This window comes from Bacteroides sp. B1-V-101 (assembly GCF_023656585.1).
Lineage (GTDB): Bacteria > Bacteroidota > Bacteroidia > Bacteroidales > Bacteroidaceae > Bacteroides > Bacteroides thetaiotaomicron.
This window is the reverse complement of sequence record NZ_JAMOKH010000003.1, coordinates 308555-327855: the sequence shown is the minus strand read 5'-3', so window position 1 is coordinate 327855 and position 19301 is coordinate 308555. Positions and strand designations below refer to the sequence as shown.

General features: G+C 44.6%; 12 protein-coding genes and 6 tRNA genes. 14 read left to right on the top strand and 4 right to left on the bottom strand.

Annotated features, from left to right (window positions below):
* The first annotated feature begins 116 nt into the window (after positions 1–116).
* Positions 117–3362: an efflux RND transporter permease subunit gene (locus NBH01_RS04430; RefSeq protein WP_225679085.1), complete on the top strand. Its 3246-nt coding sequence runs from the start codon at positions 117–119 to the stop codon at positions 3360–3362.
* A gap of 90 nt (positions 3363–3452) precedes the next feature.
* Here the strand turns inward: NBH01_RS04430 and NBH01_RS04425 are convergent, their stop codons facing one another.
* Positions 3453–4007: an NAD(P)H-dependent oxidoreductase gene (locus NBH01_RS04425; protein ID WP_008761351.1), complete on the bottom strand. Its 555-nt coding sequence runs from the start codon at positions 4005–4007 to the stop codon at positions 3453–3455.
* Positions 4008–4183: 176 nt separating this feature from the next.
* On the opposite strand from NBH01_RS04425, the gene nspC reads away from it, so the two are divergent.
* The 9 genes from nspC (at position 4184) to nagA (NBH01_RS04380) (ending at position 8540) form a co-directional block, all read left to right on the top strand.
* On the top strand, positions 4184–5323 hold the full coding sequence (nspC, locus tag NBH01_RS04420) for a carboxynorspermidine decarboxylase (protein ID WP_195440899.1): 1140 nt from the start codon (positions 4184–4186) through the stop codon (positions 5321–5323).
* A gap of 118 nt (positions 5324–5441) precedes the next feature.
* Positions 5442–5514, top strand: a tRNA-Gly gene (locus NBH01_RS04415).
* 34 nt (positions 5515–5548) lie between these two features.
* Positions 5549–5630 (top strand) — tRNA-Leu (locus tag NBH01_RS04410).
* A 24-nt stretch (positions 5631–5654) separates the two neighbouring features.
* Positions 5655–5738 (top strand) — tRNA-Leu (locus NBH01_RS04405).
* 18 nt (positions 5739–5756) lie between these two features.
* Positions 5757–5829, top strand: a tRNA-Gly gene (locus NBH01_RS04400).
* A gap of 32 nt (positions 5830–5861) precedes the next feature.
* Positions 5862–5943 (top strand) — tRNA-Leu (locus NBH01_RS04395).
* Positions 5944–5981: 38 nt separating this feature from the next.
* A tRNA-Gly gene (locus NBH01_RS04390) sits at positions 5982–6054 on the top strand.
* A 128-nt stretch (positions 6055–6182) separates the two neighbouring features.
* Positions 6183–7349, top strand: coding sequence for an N-acetylglucosamine-6-phosphate deacetylase (gene nagA / locus NBH01_RS04385; RefSeq protein WP_250700008.1), 1167 nt, complete (start codon positions 6183–6185; stop codon positions 7347–7349).
* Between the two features lie 18 nt (positions 7350–7367).
* Positions 7368–8540: an N-acetylglucosamine-6-phosphate deacetylase gene (gene nagA / locus NBH01_RS04380; protein ID WP_011107394.1), complete on the top strand. Its 1173-nt coding sequence runs from the start codon at positions 7368–7370 to the stop codon at positions 8538–8540.
* A gap of 218 nt (positions 8541–8758) precedes the next feature.
* Here nagA (NBH01_RS04380) and NBH01_RS04375 read toward each other — a convergent pair whose 3' ends face one another.
* Positions 8759–9118: a thioredoxin family protein gene (locus tag NBH01_RS04375; RefSeq protein ID WP_016267408.1), complete on the bottom strand. Its 360-nt coding sequence runs from the start codon at positions 9116–9118 to the stop codon at positions 8759–8761.
* Between the two features lie 233 nt (positions 9119–9351).
* On the opposite strand from NBH01_RS04375, the gene NBH01_RS04370 reads away from it, so the two are divergent.
* Genes NBH01_RS04370 through NBH01_RS04360 form a run of 3 tightly spaced genes read left to right on the top strand, consistent with a single transcriptional unit; the run spans position 9352 to position 14905 of the window.
* Positions 9352–10614, top strand: coding sequence for a TolC family protein (locus NBH01_RS04370; RefSeq protein ID WP_225679083.1), 1263 nt, complete (start codon positions 9352–9354; stop codon positions 10612–10614).
* 55 nt (positions 10615–10669) lie between these two features.
* Positions 10670–11764 carry an efflux RND transporter periplasmic adaptor subunit gene (locus NBH01_RS04365; protein ID WP_016267410.1) on the top strand — a complete coding sequence of 365 codons (1095 nt, stop codon included), beginning with the start codon at positions 10670–10672 and terminating at the stop codon, positions 11762–11764.
* Between the two features lie 15 nt (positions 11765–11779).
* Complete coding sequence (locus tag NBH01_RS04360; RefSeq protein WP_225679081.1) at positions 11780–14905, top strand: efflux RND transporter permease subunit; 3126 nt, start codon at positions 11780–11782, stop codon at positions 14903–14905.
* A gap of 97 nt (positions 14906–15002) precedes the next feature.
* On the opposite strand, the gene NBH01_RS04355 is transcribed toward NBH01_RS04360, so the two are convergent.
* On the bottom strand, positions 15003–16334 hold the full coding sequence (locus NBH01_RS04355; protein WP_225679079.1) for a sensor histidine kinase: 1332 nt from the start codon (positions 16332–16334) through the stop codon (positions 15003–15005).
* Between the two features lie 23 nt (positions 16335–16357).
* Positions 16358–17032: a response regulator transcription factor gene (locus NBH01_RS04350; RefSeq protein WP_061473174.1), complete on the bottom strand. Its 675-nt coding sequence runs from the start codon at positions 17030–17032 to the stop codon at positions 16358–16360.
* Between the two features lie 119 nt (positions 17033–17151).
* Between NBH01_RS04350 and NBH01_RS04345 the strand changes: the two genes are divergently transcribed.
* Complete coding sequence (locus NBH01_RS04345) at positions 17152–19167, top strand: glycoside hydrolase family 97 protein (RefSeq protein ID WP_117981345.1); 2016 nt, start codon at positions 17152–17154, stop codon at positions 19165–19167.
* Positions 19168–19301 lie beyond the last annotated feature (134 nt).

Genomic DNA, 19301 nt, shown 5'->3' with positions numbered 1-19301 from the left:
AAGTTAGATTTTGATTGATAAATCAGTACTAACAGAAATTGAGACCGACTTTTTAGTCACCCCCAAGCCATGCGGGGTGTACAGCTTATGAGAGTTAAATTATATAATAATTGATAGTGGAAAAAATAAATTCTCCAATAAAGAAGTCATCAAAGGCTTCCGCTTTTACGCTCATTGTCGCTTTTATCAGCGTGGCGTTGGTCGGGCTGGCACTTGTTCCGTTGCTGCCGGTGAAGCTGAATCCGTCACGGACCTTACCCGGATTTTCTGTATGGTTCGGCATGGGAGGGACTTCGGCGCGTGTCGTGGAGATGACGGCTACCAGCAAACTGGAGGCGATGCTTGCCCGTGTCAAGGGAATACAAAGCATATCTTCGACTTCCGGCAATGGCTGGGGAAGTATAAATGTGAGTCTGGACAAGCATGCAGATGCGGCTGTCGCACGTTTTGAGGCTTCGACCATCATTCGTCAGACTTGGCCGGAATTGCCGGCGGGAGTTAGTTACCCGTACATTCAGATGGCAAGTCCGGAGCAGAAAAGTCAGGGACCTTTTATCGCATTCACGATTAATGCGCCTGCCACTCCCAGTCTGATTCAGAAGTATGCGGAGGAACATATAAAGACACGCCTTGCGCAGCTTCCAGGAATCTATAAGATAAACGTCAGCGGAGCCACACCGATGGAATGGCGTCTGGAGTATGATTATGAGCAGTTGCGTGCGTTGGGGGTGAGTACGGATGAAATTAGTCAGGCAGTCGGTCTGCATTATCAGAAAGAGTTTCTGGGGACTTATGATGTGGAACAGGCGGCTTCGGGCAAGGAATGGATTCGGTTGGTGCTGATGCCCGAACATGATAACCGGGAGTTTGACGCCGGGCAGATACAGGTGAAAGTGAAGGATGGGAGAATCATCCGCTTGGACGAACTGGTGAAGGTCGTCCGTATGGAAGAGCAGCCTCAGAGCTATTACCGGATCAATGGGCTGAATTCGATTTATCTGTCTGTTGTCGCTGAAGAGGCGGCTAATCAGCTGGAACTGAGCAAAAAAGTACAGGCGTGTATGGATGATATCAGACTGTCGCTTCCGGCGGGATACGAGATTCATACCAGTTATGATACTACAGAGTTTATACATGACGAGCTGAACAAGATTTATTTGCGTACGGGAGTGACGGTGGCTATCCTGCTCTTGTTTGTACTGCTGATTACTTTCAGCCCCAAATATCTGTTTTTGATTGTCACCAGTCTGACCGTGAATATGGCAATAGCCGTTATCTTTTACTATGTCTTCGGACTGGAAATGCAGTTATATTCTTTGGCGGGTATCACGGTTTCACTGAACCTGGTGATTGATAATACGATTGTGATGAGTGATCATTATCTTCGATGTAAAAACCGGAAGGCGTTCATGTCTGTATTGGCGGCTACACTGACAACAATGGGAGCGTTGGTCATCATCTTCTTTCTGGACGAGAGGATTCGTCTGAATCTGCAGGATTTTGCCGCAGTGGTGATGATTAATCTGGGAGTTTCATTATTGGTTGCTCTGTTCTTTGTACCTTCTTTGATTGATAAAATCGGGTTGAAACGACGCAGGAAGTCTTCTCTGACCGGAGTGAAGAGAAAATGGAAAATGGGGAATACCCGTTTCTTAGGATGGCTGCGTTCGAAGATGCGAAGGGGGCCGGTCTATTTCAGTCATTTCTACAGGTGGCTGATACAGAGGCTTTGCCGCTGGAGAGTAGCGGTTTGTCTGTTGCTGTTGCTGGCATTCGGATTACCGGTCTTTCTGTTGCCGGAAAAGATGGATGGGGATGGCAAATGGGCAGAGATTTATAATAAGACACTGGGGACTCCTACCTATAAGGAAAAGGTGAAACCGATAGTGGATAAAGCGTTGGGAGGAAGTCTGAGGCTGTTTGTGCAAAAGGTGTATGAAGGGAGCTACTTTACCCGGAATGAGGAGGTGGTGCTTTATGCCAACGCCAATTTACCGAACGGCAGTACGCTTGAACAGATGAATACACTGATCAAGCGAATGGAAACTTATCTGAGCGAGTTCAAGGAGATCAAGCAGTTTCAGACATCGGTAGAAAGCGCCCGCAGGGCATCTATCAGCATTCGTTTCACAAAGGAAAATCAGAAAAGCGGGTTCCCATATACGCTGAAAGCTAACATGATCAGTAAAGCTCTCCAGTTGGGGGGAGGAGATTGGAGTATCTATGGATTACAGGATCAGGGATTCAGTAATAGTGTACGCGAGAACGCGGGATCATTCCGGGTGAAAATGTACGGATATAATTATGATGAACTTTATAACTGGGCTACAAAACTGAAAGAGGTCTTATTGTCTCATCGCCGTATCAGGGAAGTTACGGTCGGTTCCAATTTCTCGTGGTGGAAGGATGATTATCAGGAGTTTTATTTTGAGCTGGATAAACAACGGATGATCGGAGCGGGGATCGGAGCCGGAGAACTGTTTGCTGCTATTCGTCCCATATATGGGCGGAATCAGGAAATCGGTTCCGTTGTTACCGAAGATGGAACGGAAAAAATCAAACTCTCTTCCCGCCAGTCGGATCAGCGGGATATATGGGCCATGCAGTATTATCCTTTCCGTGTAGGCGATAAAGAGTATAAACTGGCGGAACTGGCTAAGGTAGAGAAGGGACAGATGCCGCAGGAAGTGGCGAAGGAGAATCAACAATACCGCTTATGCCTGCAATATGAGTATATCGGTGCGTCGGAACAGGGAAATAAGTTGCTGAAAAAAGACCTGGAAGAGTTTAATGAACTTCTTCCGATGGGATATAAGGCGGAAGCGGAAAGTAATAACTGGTCATGGGGTGGAGGTGCCAACAAACAGTATCGCTTGCTCCTGATTGTGATTGCTATCATTTTCTTTATTACAAGCATTCTGTTCAATTCGTTGAAACAGCCGTTAGCGATCATCTTTGTCATTCCGATCTCTTATATCGGTGTGTTTCTGACGTTCTACTGGTTCAAGTTGAACTTTGACCAAGGTGGTTTCGCTTCGTTCATTCTGCTCTGCGGTATCACAGTGAATGCCAGTATTTATATTTTAAATGAGTACAATGCGATTCGAAAACGCTTTCCCTGCCTTTCTTCTCTTCGTGCTTACGTGAAGGCATGGAATACGAAAGTGATCCCCATTTTTCTGACGGTTGTTTCTACCATCCTTGGCTTTATCCCCTTTATGGTGGGAGCAGAGAAAGAAGGTTTCTGGTTTCCTTTGGCTGCAGGTACTATCGGTGGATTGGTAATGTCCGTGATCGGCGTGTTTATTTTCTTGCCGGTACTGACTTTGAATAAAAAGAAGATGATGGTGAAGAAGCCTTGAAGAAATAAATTAGCTATTAGCATATTTCGATTAGCTAATAGCTAATTTGTTTTTGCTAATAGCTAATCGAAATAAGGTATAGGAGATAATTCACCAGTTATTTCCTGCATTGCTGCTGCCGATCAGCATTTCTACCCGTTGCTTATACAAGTTGGCTCCCTCAGCGATGTTCTTTCCCGCATCTGCGGTTCCCATTCCGTAAACAACAACAGGCGTTTGCCACGACATCCCCGAATGAATGGCACTAACCTGATAAGGACGTAAAAGCTCATCCACTGTGAAGCGGTTTCTGCCTCCGCTACGGTATGCTTCATATTCGGAACCTGTGGTGGTTACTACTGTCAATGGTTTCCCGGCTACTGCCGGAGTCTTGGAAAGGAAGGTGAATACTTCGTCCTGCCATTTTTTGAGCAATGACGGCGCAGCCATCCAATGAAAGGGAAATTGATAAATGAGGGCGGAAGCATCGGAAATGATTTTGCTCCATTCGTCAACATCAAAAGAAGCGCCTTGCTGGTCGTAAAGATTGAATACTGCTACGCCTTCAATATCACTCACAGCATCAATCAGTGCTTTGTTTGCTTGTGATTCCTTCATATTGGGATGCGCCAGGAGAATCACCACTTTTCTTAAATCTTTATTCATAATCAATCGGGTATTTAGGATGAAACAACTACATCTATAATATAAAGGTCTAAAAATAAGAAAAAGTTTTCGAAACTCAATATCTTAATTAAAAATAAAAGAATCTCTCTTTGCTTTTGAATTTGTATTTTTGCAGGCACGTCCGTAAGGCGTTATTTTAGATAATAAATTTATATATGATAGATTTCACCCAATTTCCTTCTCCTTGCTATATTATGGAGGAAGAACTCTTGCGAAAGAACCTGTGTCTGATAAAAAGCGTAGCCGACAGGGCAGGAGTAGAGATTATTCTCGCCTTCAAGTCATTCGCCATGTGGCGTTCATTTCCGATATTCCGCGAATACGTGGAGCATTCCACAGCAAGTTCTGTGTATGAAGCGCGTCTGGCATTGGAAGAATTTGGAAGTAAAGCCCATACTTATTCTCCTGCGTATACGGAACAGGATTTTCCGGAAATCATGCGTTGCAGCAGCCACATCACTTTTAATTCAATGGCACAGTTCCGTCGTTTCTATCCGATGACAGTGGCCGAAGGAAGCGGAATCTCCTGCGGTATCCGTGTGAATCCCGAATATTCGGAAGTAGAAACAGAACTTTATAATCCGTGCGCACCCGGTACCCGTTTCGGAATGACCGCCGACTTATTACCGGATACCTTGCCCAAAGGAATCGAAGGTTTCCATTGTCATTGTCACTGCGAATCTTCTTCTTTCGAGCTGGAACGTACTTTGCAGCATCTGGAAGAGAAATTCTCCCGCTGGTTCCCGCAAATTAAATGGCTGAATCTGGGAGGCGGGCATCTGATGACCCGAAAAGATTATGATACAGAACATCTGATTAAATTATTGCAAGACCTGAAAGCACGATATCCTCATTTGCAGATCATCCTTGAACCCGGTTCTGCTTTTACATGGCAGACAGGAGTCCTGACTTCGGAAGTGGTAGATATCGTTGAGAGTCGCGGTATCAAGACGGCTATTCTGAATGTGAGTTTCACCTGCCACATGCCCGATTGTCTGGAAATGCCTTATCAGCCTGCCGTTCGTGGTGCGGAGACGGGGAATGAAGGAGAATTTATTTATCGTTTGGGAGGTAATTCTTGTTTGAGTGGTGATTATATGGGATTATGGAGTTTCGATCATGAGTTGCAGATCGGAGAACGGATTGTGTTCGAAGATATGATTCACTATACTATGGTCAAGACAAATATGTTTAACGGAATCCATCATCCCGCCATCGCTTTGTGGACAAAAGAAGGGAAAGCGGAAATATACAAGCAATTTTCTTATGAAGACTATCGGGACCGAATGAGTTGATAATCAAAACAATTGTTTGTTTGCGGAAACAAAGTGTGCAGATTCTTGTGAAAAAAAGATGCAGAATGTTTGCAGAATTACGGAAAATCCCTACCTTTGCAACCGAAAACGAAAAAATGCGGAAATAGCTCAGTTGGTAGAGCATAACCTTGCCAAGGTTAGGGTCGCGAGTTCGAGTCTCGTTTTCCGCTCATGTTTCTTTGAAATGTTGGAAATATAATCTTTGCCCAGGTGGCGGAATTGGTAGACGCGCACGTTTCAGGTGCGTGTGTCGAGAGGCATGCAGGTTCGAGTCCTGTTCTGGGCACAAAGATTTTAACTTTAAAATTCTGGAGAGGTGGCGGAATTGGTAGACGCGCTACTTTGAGGGGGTAGTGACAGTTATGTCGTGGGAGTTCGAGTCTCCTTCTCTTCACAGTCATTAAAGTTATTTGCGGAAATAGCTCAGTTGGTAGAGCATAACCTTGCCAAGGTTAGGGTCGCGAGTTCGAGTCTCGTTTTCCGCTCATGTTTCTTTGAAATGTTGGAACTAAATTTTGCCCAGGTGGCGGAATTGGTAGACGCGCACGTTTCAGGTGCGTGTGTCGAGAGGCATGCAGGTTCGAGTCCTGTTCTGGGCACAAGAAATTCAGATTTCTGAATGGAGAAAATTTAGTTTGCGGAAATAGCTCAGTTGGTAGAGCATAACCTTGCCAAGGTTAGGGTCGCGAGTTCGAGTCTCGTTTTCCGCTCAAAGTAGTGAGGTTGTCAGTCGATAAGATTGGCGACCTCTTTTTGTAATTACGAAAGTCGATGTACTTCCCCCAAAAAGAGTGTCATCGACTCACACAGACCTATAATTAATTTAAGAACTTGTGATATGTTAACACAAATCATTAATGCGCGCATCCTCACCCCTCAGGGCTGGTTGAAGGATGGGTCCGTACTTATTCGTGATCATAAAATTCTGGAAGTGACTAACTGCGACCTGGCGGTTATCGGAGCAAAACTGATTGATGCCAAGGGCATGTATATCGTTCCGGGAGGAGTAGAAATTCATGTTCATGGCGGTGGTGGAAGAGACTTTATGGAGGGGACGGAAGACGCCTTCCGGACAGTGATTAAAGCTCACATGCAACACGGAACTACCAGTATTTTCCCCACACTTTCTTCTTCTACTATTCCTATGATCCGTGCAGCCGCAGAAACAACTGAAAAGATGATGGCAGAGCCGGACAGTCCCGTACTCGGCCTGCATCTGGAAGGACATTACTTCAATATGGAGATGGCAGGCGGACAGATTCCGGAGAATATCAAAAATCCTGATCCGGAAGAGTATATCCCTTTGCTGGAAGAAACCCATTGCATCAAACGTTGGGATGCGGCACCGGAACTTCCGGGGGCTATGCAGTTTGGAAAGTATATCACCGCAAAAGGCGTATTGGCATCTGTAGGACATACACAGGCTGAATTTGAAGATATCCAGACTGCGTATGAGGCAGGATATACGCATGCTACCCATTTCTACAATGCTATGCCCGGATTTCACAAACGGAAGGAATATAAGTATGAAGGTACGGTAGAAAGTATTTATTTGATTGATGATATGACAGTGGAAGTCGTGGCCGATGGCATTCATGTGCCTCCTACCATTCTTCGTCTGGTCTATAAGATAAAAGGAGTGGAGCGTACGTGCCTGATCACTGATGCGCTGGCTTGTGCGGCAAGTGACAGTAAGACTGCTTTTGATCCGCGTGTCATTATCGAAGACGGTGTGTGCAAACTGGCAGACCGCTCTGCATTGGCAGGAAGTGTGGCGACGATGGACCGTTTGATCCGTACGATGGTGCAGAATGCTGAAATTCCTTTGGCGGATGCTGTGAGGATGGCTTCCGAGACTCCGGCCCGTATCATGGGAGTGCTCGACCGCAAAGGTACGTTGGAACGTGGCAAGGACGCGGATATTATTGCTTTGGATAGAGATCTGAATGTAAGAGCGGTCTGGGCGATGGGACAATTGGTAGAAGGTACAAACAAGCTGTTTTAACGACTAAAAAAGAAAACGATGTTAACTCAAATAATCAACGGTAGAATACTTACTCCGCAAGGCTGGCTGAAAGACGGCTCTGTATTGATTTGTGATGGAAAAATATTAGAGGTAACCAACAGTGATCTGGCAGTTATCGGTGCAACAGTGATTGATGCCAGAGGAATGACGATCGTACCGGGATTTGTCAGCATGCATGCGCATGGTGGCGGCGGCCATGATTTTACCGAAGCAACGGAGGAGGCTTTCCGTATCGCAGCAACTGCTCATTTGAAGCATGGAGCTACCGGCATATTTCCTACTTTGTCATCTACTTCGTTTGAGAGGATATATCAGGCGGTCGATGTTTGCGAGAAGCTGATGAAGGAACCGGAGTCTCCGATTCTCGGTCTGCATATCGAAGGACCTTATCTGAATCCGAAGATGGCAGGAAGCCAGTATGACGGTTTTCTGAAAACTCCCGATGAAAATGAATATGTGCCGCTGTTGGAACATACTTCCTGTATCAAGCGCTGGGATATCAGTCCCGAATTGCATGGGGCACATGATTTTGCAAAATACACTCGTTCCAAGGGAATTATGACAGCCGTTACTCATACGGAGGCTGAATATGATGAGATTAAGGCAGCGTATGCGGTAGGATTCTCGCATGCTGCTCATTTCTATAATGCGATGCCCGGTTTTCATAAACGTCGCGAATATAAATATGAAGGTACGGTAGAGAGTGTATATCTGACAGATGGAATGACGGTAGAAGTTATTGCAGACGGTATTCACTTGCCTGCTACTATTCTGAAACTGGTTTATAAACTGAAAGGGGTAGAGAATACTTGTCTGGTGACTGATGCGTTGGCTTATGCTGCCAATGAAGGGAACGAGCCGATTGATCCGCGTTATATTATTGAGGACGGAGTATGTAAGATGGCGGATCATTCTGCATTAGCCGGTAGTTTGGCGACTATGGATGTGTTGGTCCGTACGATGGTGAAGAAAGCAAGTATTCCTTTGGAAGATGCCGTGCGTATGGCTTCCGAAACTCCTGCCCGTCTGATTGGTGTGAGCGATCGGAAAGGGGCATTGTCTAAAGGTAAAGATGCTGATATTGTGATACTTGATAAGGAATTGAATGTACGGTGTGTCTGGTCGATGGGAAAAGTTGTTCCGGGGACAGATAGGTTGCTGCATAAATGATAAGCGCTATCTGTTTAATGATATTTTAATTATAGGACATCGCATGGAATTGAAATATCATACCTTCTAGCTGTTCCATGGCTTTATTTTGTATTAATTGTACCTGATGTCCTATTTTAAAATAGAAAGTCCGAACCTTTAAATTGCAAAAAAGCAATTAGGATTCGGACTTTTTCAGTAAGAAAAGTAGTTATGTGAGTGCTCTATATTCTATTTTATCATGAAAATAGAGTCGTTTCTATAAGTTCTTTCAATTGAACCTTATTCATTGTACCGAGTTTCATTATCGGTTTGCCATTCACTGGGCAAAGCAAAAGGTTGGGAATTGTCCGAATCTTGAATGCACTTTCCAGTTCCTCTTCCTGATCGACGTCTACTTTATAAATGTCCAGTCTCCCTTTATATTCTTCTGCTAATTGGTCCAATATGGGTGATAATGCCTTGCAATAACCACACCATGGAGCATGAAAATCGACTAAACAAGGTTTATCCCCTTTATATTCCCAATTATCCGGATAAGACTGATAATCAGCAATTTTCTCAACAAAACTTTCTTTGGTTAAATCTATAATTTTCATATTTCCTGTTTTTAATGATTCATTATTTATTTCTACTTTGCAAAGATAGGGGTATGGTAGAGAAAGAGGGATAGCCATTCTTCCTGTTGTGTTTACAATTTTTCCTTTCCCTAGATATTTTCTAATCAAATTCTAATCTGAAATGAGAGCCTTATAATCGCTTTTATCCAGCCTCTACCGTTGCAGAGTTGTACTTTTGTCGGAAAACAAATTAAGGTAACAAAAAGATTGCGATGAACAGAGCATTTTTATTTTTACTATTTCTTCTATTGGCAGGAAAGATGTGTGCGCAACAGGTTGCAGGCACATTGACACTGAAAGAAGCAGAGCAGCGTTTTTTAGAGCGCAATTTATCGTTGATAGCCGAGCGGTACAATATCGACATGGCACAGGCGCAGGTATTACAAGCCAAATTGTTTGAAAATCCGGTCATTTCGCTGGAACAGAATGTCTACAACCGATTGAACGGGAAGTATTTTGATTTTGGAAAAGAAGGGGAAGCTGTTGTTGAAATAGAACAGGTGATCCATCTTGCCGGTCAGCGGAATAAGCAAGTCCGGCTGGAAAAAATCAATAAGGAAATAGCTGAATACCAGTTTGAGGAAGTAATGCGGACGCTCCGTCAGGAATTGAATGAAAAGTTTGTAGAAGTCTACTTTCTTTCTAAATCCATTGCCATCTATGAAAAGGAAGTAAATTCCCTGCAAGTACTTTTGGGCGGAATGAAAGTTCAGCAGGAAAAGGGAAACATCTCTTTAATGGAAATTTCCCGTCTGGAATCGATGCTCTTCTCCTTGAAGAAAGAGAAGAACGAACGGGAGAGTGATTTACTGACTACCAGGGGAGAACTGAATTTATTACTGAACCTTCCGGAAGATACACAAGTTCAACTCTCATTAGACGAAGAAGTACTGCAACAACTGGACCTGTCGCAATTATCATTTGCAGACCTGAAAGTAATCATCAATGAACGGCCCGACCAAAAGATTGCCCGAAGCACAGTGAATGCCTCCCGTGCAAATCTGAAACTACAGAAGTCAATGGCCTTTCCCGAGTTCTCTGTAAAAGGGAATTATGATCGTGTCGGAAACTTTATCAATGACTATTTCGCGATAGGAGTAAGCCTGTCCGTACCTATCTTCAACCGTAATCAGGGAAATATCAAAGCAGCCCGCTTCAGTATCCAGCAGGCGGGAGTGCAGCAGGAATATGCTGCCAATCGTGCCGATATGGAACTTTTCACCGCTTATACGTCTCTGAAGAAAGCAACTCAACTCTATCAATCCACTAATATGGACCTGGAACGTAACTTCGAGAAATTGATCACAGGAGTCAATGAGAATTTCACCAGAAAGAATATCAGCCTGCTGGAATTTATCGACTATTATGACAGCTATAAAGAAACCTGTATCCAACTATACGAGATAAAGAAAAACGTATTTCTCGCTATGGAAAACCTGAATACAGTTGTCGGACAAAATGTATTGAACTACTAATAAACCGACCAATATGAAACGATTAAAGATCACAATCCATAAATTATCAAAGACTATGAACTGGAATAAATTTCTTCCTTGTATATTGTTTGGCAGCCTTTTGGGAGCATGCTCCGGAAAAGGAGAACAACCCAAAGTAGAACCGACTACACTATGCCTGACGGACAGCCTGCTGAGAATCGTATCCGTCGATACCGTGCACGTCTGTGAAGTGGTAGATGAACTGACATTGAATGGACGGGTCACTTTCAATCAGGATCAGGTGGCAAATGTGTATCCGATGTTCGGAGGAACCGTGACGGAACTGCGTGCCGAAATAGGAGACTTTGTTCACAAAGGAGAAGTGCTGGCAGTGATCCGTAGCGGGGAAGTGGCAGATTATGAGAAACAATTGAAAGAAGCTGAACAACAACTTTTGCTGGCCCGGCGGAACATGGATGCCACACAGGATATGTACACTTCCGGCATGGCATCGGATAAAGATGTACTTCAGGCCAAGCAGGAACTGGCAAGTGCGGAAGCGGAAGAAAGACGAATCAAAGAAATATTCTCCATTTATCACTTCTCCGGAAATGCTTTTTATCAGCTTAAATCTCCCGTATCAGGCTTTATTGTGGAAAAGCAGATCAGCAGGGATATGCAGCTGCGCCCCGACCAGGGGGATGCGCTGTTTACGATTTCCGGTCTGTCCGATGTATGGGTGATGGCGGATGTGTATGAAAGTGATATTAGTAAGGTTTCCGAGGGAGCTGATGTCCGTATCTCGACTTTGGCATATCCGGAAAGGACATTTACAGGTACGATCGACAAGGTCTATCATCTGCTGGACAGTGAAAGCAAGACAATGAGCGTACGCATCAAACTGAAAAACGAGGATTACCTGCTGAAGCCGGGTATGTTTACAAACGTGAGCGTAAAATGTAAAGCGGAAGATACTTCCATGCCTCGTATCGACTCCCATGCGCTGGTGTTCGAGGGAGGAAAGAATTATGTGGTCACAGTAGAGCCTGACCAGCGTCTGAAGATAAAGGAAGTAGACGTTTACAAACAGTTGAGCAAGGAATGTTATGTCCGTTCCGGTCTTTCCGAAGGAGACAGGGTACTGAATAATAATGTATTGTTAGTGTATAATGCTTTGAATGCGGATTAAAAATCAGAGAATAGTATGCATAAATTCATAGATAATATAGTAGCCTTCTCGCTGAAGAATAAGTTCTTTATATTCTTCTGTACGGTGATTGCCGTTATAGCCGGAGCCGTCTCATTCAAACATACGCCGATAGATGCCTTTCCGGATGTAACGAATACAAAAGTGACGATCATCACGCAATGGGCGGGCCGTAGTGCGGAAGAGGTGGAGAAATTTATCACGATTCCCATTGAGATAGCCATGAATCCCGTACAGAAAAAAACGGATATTCGTTCGACCACTCTTTTCGGACTTTCTGTGATCAATGTAATGTTCGAAGATCGTGTTGATGACTTTACAGCCCGTCAGCAAGTCTACAATTTGCTGAATGATGCCGATCTGCCCGAAGGCGTGACTCCCGAAGTACAGCCTTTGTACGGACCTACCGGAGAAATCTATCGCTACACCCTGCGCAGTGACAGACGTAGTGTACGCGATTTGAAAACGATTCAGGACTGGGTGATCGAACGAAATCTCCGTTCGGTATCAGGTGTAGCTGATATCGTCAGTTTCGGTGGCGAGGTGAAGACATTCGAAGTGAGCGTGAATCCTCATCAGTTGATTAATTACGGAATTACCTCTCTCGAACTTTATGACGCGATAGCCAAGAGTAATATCAATGTAGGAGGAGATGTCATCACGAAAAGTTCTCAGGCATACGTAGTCCGGGGAATCGGTTTGATAAACGACCTGGATGAATTGCGAAACATCGTAGTGAAGAACATCAACGGGACGCCGATTCTCGTAAAGAACCTGGCAGATGTTCACGAATCCTGCCTGCCCCGCCTCGGACAAGTGGGACGAATGGATGAGAACGATGTCGTTCAGGGAATTGTGGTGATGCGTAAAGGGGAGAACCCCGGTGAAGTCATTGCAAATCTGAAAGATAAGATAGAAGAATTGAATCAGAATGTACTTCCTGAAGATGTACGGATAATACCGTTCTACGACCGTGAGGACTTGGTGAACCTGGCGGTAAAAACGGTGACCCATAATCTGATTGAAGGAATATTGTTGGTTACGTTTATTGTGTTAATCTTCATGGCAGATTGGCGGACAACCGTGATTGTTGCGGTGATTATTCCATTAGCTTTGTTATTCGCATTTATTTGTTTACGCGTGATGGGGATGTCTGCCAATCTGCTTTCTATGGGGGCCATTGACTTTGGTATTATTATCGATGGGGCAGTGGTGATGGTGGAAGGTGTGTTTGTCGCTTTGGACAAGAAGGCGAAAGAGGTGGGAATGCCCGCATTCAATGTGATGTCCAAGATGGGACTGATCCGTCACACCGCCAAGGATAAGGCAAAAGCGGTATTTTTCTCCAAACTGATCATCATTACCGCTTTGATTCCTATCTTCTCTTTTCAGAAAGTGGAAGGAAAAATGTTCTCACCTTTGGCATATACATTGGGTTTTGCCTTGCTGGGTGCACTTATTTTCACATTAACGCTGGTTCCCGTCATGTCGTCCATGCTGTTGAAAAAGAATGTACGCGAAAAGAACAACCGTTTTGTTCATTTCATCAATCAAAAATGTACGGCTCTTTTTGATACCTTCTATGCTCATCGCAAGCTGACTATCGGACTGGCAACCGTGGTTGCAGGAGTCGGTTTATGGCTTTTCTCCTTCCTAGGGACGGAGTTTCTTCCTCAGCTCAACGAAGGTTCGATTTACATCCGTGCTACGCTGCCGCAAAGTATATCGCTGGATGAATCCGTAACACTGGCAAATAAGATGAGAAAGAAACTATTGACTTTCCCCGAAGTGAGGCAGGTGCTGTCTCAAACCGGACGTCCCAACGACGGAACGGATGCAACCGGATTTTATAATATTGAGTTTCACGTAGATATTTATCCGGAGAAAGACTGGGAAAGCAAGCTGACCAAACTGCAGCTTATCGACAAGATGCAGGACGATTTATCCATTTATCCCGGCATTGACTTTAACTTTTCGCAGCCGATTACGGATAATGTGGAAGAAGCGGCCTCTGGTGTAAAAGGTTCTATTGCGGTGAAAGTGTTCGGTAAGGATTTGTACGAATCGGAAAAACTGGCCGTCCAGATTGATAAGATCTTAAATACCGTGCAGGGAATTGAAGACTTGGGAGTGATTCGCAATATCGGCCAGCCGGAACTTCGTATCGAACTGAACGAACGTCAGTTGGCACGTTATGGAGTGGCTAAGGAAGATGTTCAGTCTATCATTGAAATGGCTATTGGCGGGAAGTCAGCTTCGCTGTTGTATGAGGACGAACGGAAATTTAATATCATGGTGAGGTATAGTGAAGAGTTCCGTCAGAATGAAGAGGAGATAGGTAAGATACTGGTTCCGGCGATGGACGGAACGATGGTGCCTATTAAGGAACTGGCAGATATCACTACGATTACAGGACCATTATTGATCTTCCGTGACAACCATGCCCGTTTCTGTGCTGTCAAGTTCTCGGTGAGAGGACGGGATATGGGTACGGCAGTTGCCGAAGCGCAGAAAAAGGTAAATGCTTCCGTCCATTTACCGGCGGGATATTCTTTGAAATGGACGGGTGATTTTGAGAATCAGCAGCGTGCTTCGAAACGTCTGGCGCAGGTAGTACCTATTAGCATTGCCATTATTTTCATTATTCTGTTTATTCTCTTCTCTAATGCAAGAGATGCAGGACTGGTATTGCTGAATGTACCGTTTGCTGCCGTGGGAGGTATCGCAGCCCTTCTGATAACGGGTTTCAATTTCTCTATATCGGCGGGTATCGGTTTTATCGCCTTGTTCGGTATCTGCATACAGAATGGCGTTATTATGATTTCCGATATCAAGGCAAATCTGAAACTGGGTTCGCCCTTACAGGAGGCCACTAAAGAAGGAGTCCGATCACGTATCCGCCCTGTGATAATGACGGCGGCTATGGCGGCTATCGGTCTGTTGCCTGCGGCTATGAGTCATGGTATCGGTTCGGAATCACAGCGTCCGCTGGCGATTGTCATTATCGGCGGATTGATAGGAGCGACTTTCTTCGCCTTGTTCATCTTCCCGCTGATTGTGGAAGTAGTGTATGAACGAATGCTATATGATAAAAACGGAAAATTATTGCAAAGACGTATCTAATTCATTTTCTATTCTTTCTATGAAAGAAACGGCATAGATTAAATTTTAATTTCGTTTTCAGTAGGTAGAAGTGAGGAAGGGACAAAAGTCGGTTGAATCAGAAGATCACCCGTACTTTTGTTCCTTTTTCTATTTCCGAAGATATTTCCAGTCTGGCGTTGTAGGCAGATACTATTTTCAGCGTCAGACTGAGGCCGATGCCCTGACCTGCATAGTCATGTGTGTTGCTGCCCCGATAGAAAGACTGGAATATATGTTCTATTTCTTCCGGAGGAATGCCGATGCCCTGATCTTTTATTTCAAGAACGAGGTGTTGATCTTTACGGCTGAGTGTAATGTCTACTTCCTTTTCTGAATATTTGCAGGCGTTATCGATGATATTCTTTAAAGCTATTTTGAGCAGATAAGGATTGGCCTTTACAGTGGCAGACTTACCTGTTTCTTCATGATGGAACCGGATTCGTTCGTTCGTTTTTATTAAGTCATTCAGCATATTCGGCAGAGACACTGCTTCCATATTGCTTTTTAAGAGCTCTTCATCCTGACGTGAAAGGAAAAGAAGATGGCGGATCAGATTGGAGATTCGCTTGCTTTCGGATGAGATTCGTTGCAGGGCTTCGATATATTCTCCGGTACTTCTTTCTTTCAGCAGACTGATTTCGCATTCTCCCTGTATGGCGGTTATGGGGTTGTTCAGTTCATGCGAAGCATGGCTGACAAAGGACTTTTCAGCTTTGAAAGCACTGTCCAGACGGTCGAGCATGCTATTCAGTGTTTTGATCATGTCTTCCAGTTCATCGTTGTTTCCGGTCGTCTTTAACCGGCGGTTCAGGCTGTTGGCTCGTATCCTCTTCAGTTCCTTCAGTATATGCTGCAGGGGGATAAGAATACGGCCGGAATAGATTTTCCCGACTAAATAAATCAGGATGGAACTGAATAAAACCAGAAAGATGGAGAGAAGCAAGAGGTGTTCTTTGATTTCTGCACCGTACACATTCCGGGACATGACGAGGACGATGAAATTCCCTTCATTATCGGGATAATAAAGGGCGGCTCCCAACTGGTCTTTGTATTTAAAAGAAAAAGGGATGCTGTCTTCACCGGCTATCAGGAGTGCCTGCTGATGCTGGGTCAGATATTTGTTCAGTGTGTCACGGACTTCGGAGAGACTGTCCATATTTAAAAGAATCTCATGAGCTTCGGGCAGGAGTTCGTCATATTTGCGCTGGATAATCTGGTAACTCTGTTCGTCTATTTCGTCTTTCTCCCAGTGCTTTTGTGCGGTCAGATATGCTTTTTCACGAAGGTAGGAGGCATAGAGTTTATTGATAAACTGTGTGCTGAAAAGATAGAATACGGCAATAATGATGATAGTTGTCAGTACACTGAGCAACGTATAGAAGAGAGCTATTTTAGAACCTATTTTCATACACGGATTTATTTGATGGATGTTCAGGCATTCATGATATATCCTAATCCTACTACCGTATGAATCAGTTTCTTGTCGAAGTCACGGTCTATCTTTACCCGTAGATAATTGACGTATACGTCTACGATGTTGGTATTCGTATCAAAGTTCTTGTCCCATACGTCTTTGAGCAGCGTAATGCGCGACAAGGCTACCCCCTGGTGAGTCATGAAATATTCGAGCAGGCGGTATTCTTTTACGGTGAGATCGATATCCGCATCACCTCTTTTTGCCCGTCTGGTGTTACAGTCCAATACCAGATTGTCGCAAGTCAGTTGATTGGTTACAGCCTCCTTGTTTCGTCGCAGCAGCGCCTTGATACGTGCTTCCAGTTCCTGAAAACTGAAAGGCTTGACGAGATAATCGTCTGCTCCTGCATCCAGTCCTTTTACAATGTCTTCCGTAGTGCCTAAAGCCGTCAGCATAATGACCGGTGTCTGGTAACCGAACATCTGCCGATAGAGATGGCAAAGTTCGAGCCCGTTTATTTTCGGCATGATAATATCCAGGATTAAAAGATCGAAAGGTTCTTCCTGAAGGATTTTCCAACCCGTATTTCCGTCATGACAGACTGTTACCGAATGTCCGAACTCTTTCAGTCCCCGTTCGATAAAGGAGGCGATATTGACTTCATCTTCTGCTAATAGTATTTTTGCCATAAATCTACATTGTTTAGATGCAAAGATACTTTTTCTTTGCATCTGAAGAAAGAAAAACGGCATACATTTAAGTGTTTCTCCTTTCTGAACTGTATTATATATAAACAGACGATTATACTATGAAAGTAAAACATTTAGTTGGAGCTTTTCTGTGTGTGCTGGGATGCTATGCTTGTAGTAGCCCGAAAACAGAGGTCCAGTCACCGGACGGACATATCAAGATGACATTGACGGTAGACGAAAACGGCAAACCGTTTTATAATGTGTCGGTGGATGACTCCCTCTTGATAGAAAATTCAGCCATGGGCTTTACGGCGGCTAACGGCATCATTCTGGCAGAAGGTTTTCAGGTGAAGAACACGACTTTCAGCAGTGAAGACGAAACTTGGACACAGCCGTGGGGAGAAAACAAAAAGAACCGGAATCATTATAACGAAATGGCAGTCAGCCTGACAAATGAAGATCAGGTACAACTGACACTCCGTTTCCGTGTATTTGATGATGGAATCGGTTTCCGCTATGAATACACGGTGCCGACTGTAGATTCTTTATTGATTACCGACGAACTGACTACTTTCCGTTTCCATCGTGACGGAACTTCGTGGTCGATTCCCGCCAGTGCCGAAACATATGAACTACTCTATCAACAACAACCGATTTCCGAAGTGGAAACGGCTAATACACCTTTCACATTCAAGACTGCGGATGGAGTTTACGGAAGTATACACGAAGCCGCTTTGTATGATTTTCCGGAAATGACTCTGAAGCAAATCGGCCATTATACATTGAAAGCGGAACTTGCCCCGTGGCCTGACGGCATTAAGGCGCGTAAGGGAAATTACTTCACGACCTCATGGCGCACCATACAGATCGCACCGGAAGCTGTCGGTTTGATCAACTCTTCACTCATTCTGAATCTGAATGATCCTTGCGTACTGGAAACTACGGACTGGATTCGTCCGCTGAAATATGTAGGAGTGTGGTGGGGGATGCACCTCGGCGTAGAGACCTGGAAGATGGACGAACGTCACGGAGCTACTACTGCCAATGCAAAGAAATACATAGATTTTGCCGCGGCCAATCATATCGAAGCTGTCCTGTTCGAAGGTTGGAACGAAGGTTGGGAGAGTTGGGGCGGTATGCAGAGCTTTGATTTCACCAAGCCATATGCGGATTTCGATATTGATGAAATCGTACGTTATGCCAAAGAGAAAGGTGTTGAAATCATGGGACATCATGAGACCGGAGGGAATATTCCTAACTATGAACGTCAGATGGATCATGCCATGCAATGGTATACCGATCATGGTATCCACCTCCTGAAGACGGGATATGCAGGCGCATTTCCGGATGGGTATCTGCATCATAGCCAATACGGTGTCAATCACTATCAACGGGTAGTGGAAACTGCCGCCCGTCATCAAATGACTCTGGATGCACACGAACCGATCAAAGATACCGGTATCCGTCGTACATGGCCGAATATGATGACACGCGAGGGGGCAAGAGGCATGGAATGGAATGCGTGGAGTGAAGGCAATCCTCCTTCTCATCACGTGATGTTACCGTTCACCCGCCTGCTGTCCGGTCCGATGGATTATACGCCGGGAACTTTTGATATTCTGTTCTTGAAAACGAAGGATTCTCCGCGCCGACAGAAGTGGAACGATCAGGATAAAGGCAATAGCCGTGTGAATACGACGCTGGCTAAACAACTGGCTAATTGGGTAATCCTGTATTCTCCTTTGCAGATGGCTTCGGATATGATCGAGCATTATGAAGGACATCCGGCATTCCAGTTCTTCCGTGATTTTGATCCGGATTGTGATGAATCGAAAGCACTGGCAGGTGAACCGGGAGAGTTCATTGCAGTGGTACGTAAAGCAAAAGGCAATTATTTCCTGGGAGCAGCTACTAATGAAAGCCCCCGTACTTTAGAAGTAAAATTGGACTTCCTGGAACCAGGCAAGCAGTATAAGGCTGTCATCTATGCGGATGGCGAAAAGGCTGACTGGAAAACGAATCCTACCGATTATAAGATTACGGAACAGATTGTAACATCTGAAAATACGTTGAGTATACGGATGGCTCCCGGAGGCGGGCAGGCTGTTTCGTTTATAAAAAGTAATAGGTAGTAAGTAATAGGTAATAGGTAATAAGTAATAGGTGAGGGTAATAAGTGAGGTTGTTAAAGTAGAGAGATTGTCGGAGGATGACAAGATAAAATTAAGTTGGTTAGGTTAGACTGAAAAAACGGTGGACAGGGTTT

Excerpts from the sequence above, each read along its gene's own strand:
- NBH01_RS04425 (WP_008761351.1), bottom strand. The coding sequence starts at position 4,007 with ATGAATAAAGATTTAAGAAAAGTGGTGATTCTCCTGGCGCATCCCAAT.
- nspC (WP_195440899.1), top strand. The coding sequence starts at position 4,184 with ATGATAGATTTCACCCAATTTCCTTCTCCTTGCTATATTATGGAGGAA.
- nagA (WP_250700008.1), top strand. The coding sequence starts at position 6,183 with ATGTTAACACAAATCATTAATGCGCGCATCCTCACCCCTCAGGGCTGG.
- nagA (WP_011107394.1), top strand. The coding sequence starts at position 7,368 with ATGTTAACTCAAATAATCAACGGTAGAATACTTACTCCGCAAGGCTGG.
- NBH01_RS04375 (WP_016267408.1), bottom strand. The coding sequence starts at position 9,118 with ATGAAAATTATAGATTTAACCAAAGAAAGTTTTGTTGAGAAAATTGCT.
- NBH01_RS04370 (WP_225679083.1), top strand. The coding sequence starts at position 9,352 with ATGAACAGAGCATTTTTATTTTTACTATTTCTTCTATTGGCAGGAAAG.
- NBH01_RS04365 (WP_016267410.1), top strand. The coding sequence starts at position 10,670 with ATGAACTGGAATAAATTTCTTCCTTGTATATTGTTTGGCAGCCTTTTG.
- NBH01_RS04360 (WP_225679081.1), top strand. The coding sequence starts at position 11,780 with ATGCATAAATTCATAGATAATATAGTAGCCTTCTCGCTGAAGAATAAG.
- NBH01_RS04355 (WP_225679079.1), bottom strand. The coding sequence starts at position 16,334 with ATGAAAATAGGTTCTAAAATAGCTCTCTTCTATACGTTGCTCAGTGTA.
- NBH01_RS04350 (WP_061473174.1), bottom strand. The coding sequence starts at position 17,032 with ATGGCAAAAATACTATTAGCAGAAGATGAAGTCAATATCGCCTCCTTT.
- NBH01_RS04345 (WP_117981345.1), top strand. The coding sequence starts at position 17,152 with ATGAAAGTAAAACATTTAGTTGGAGCTTTTCTGTGTGTGCTGGGATGC.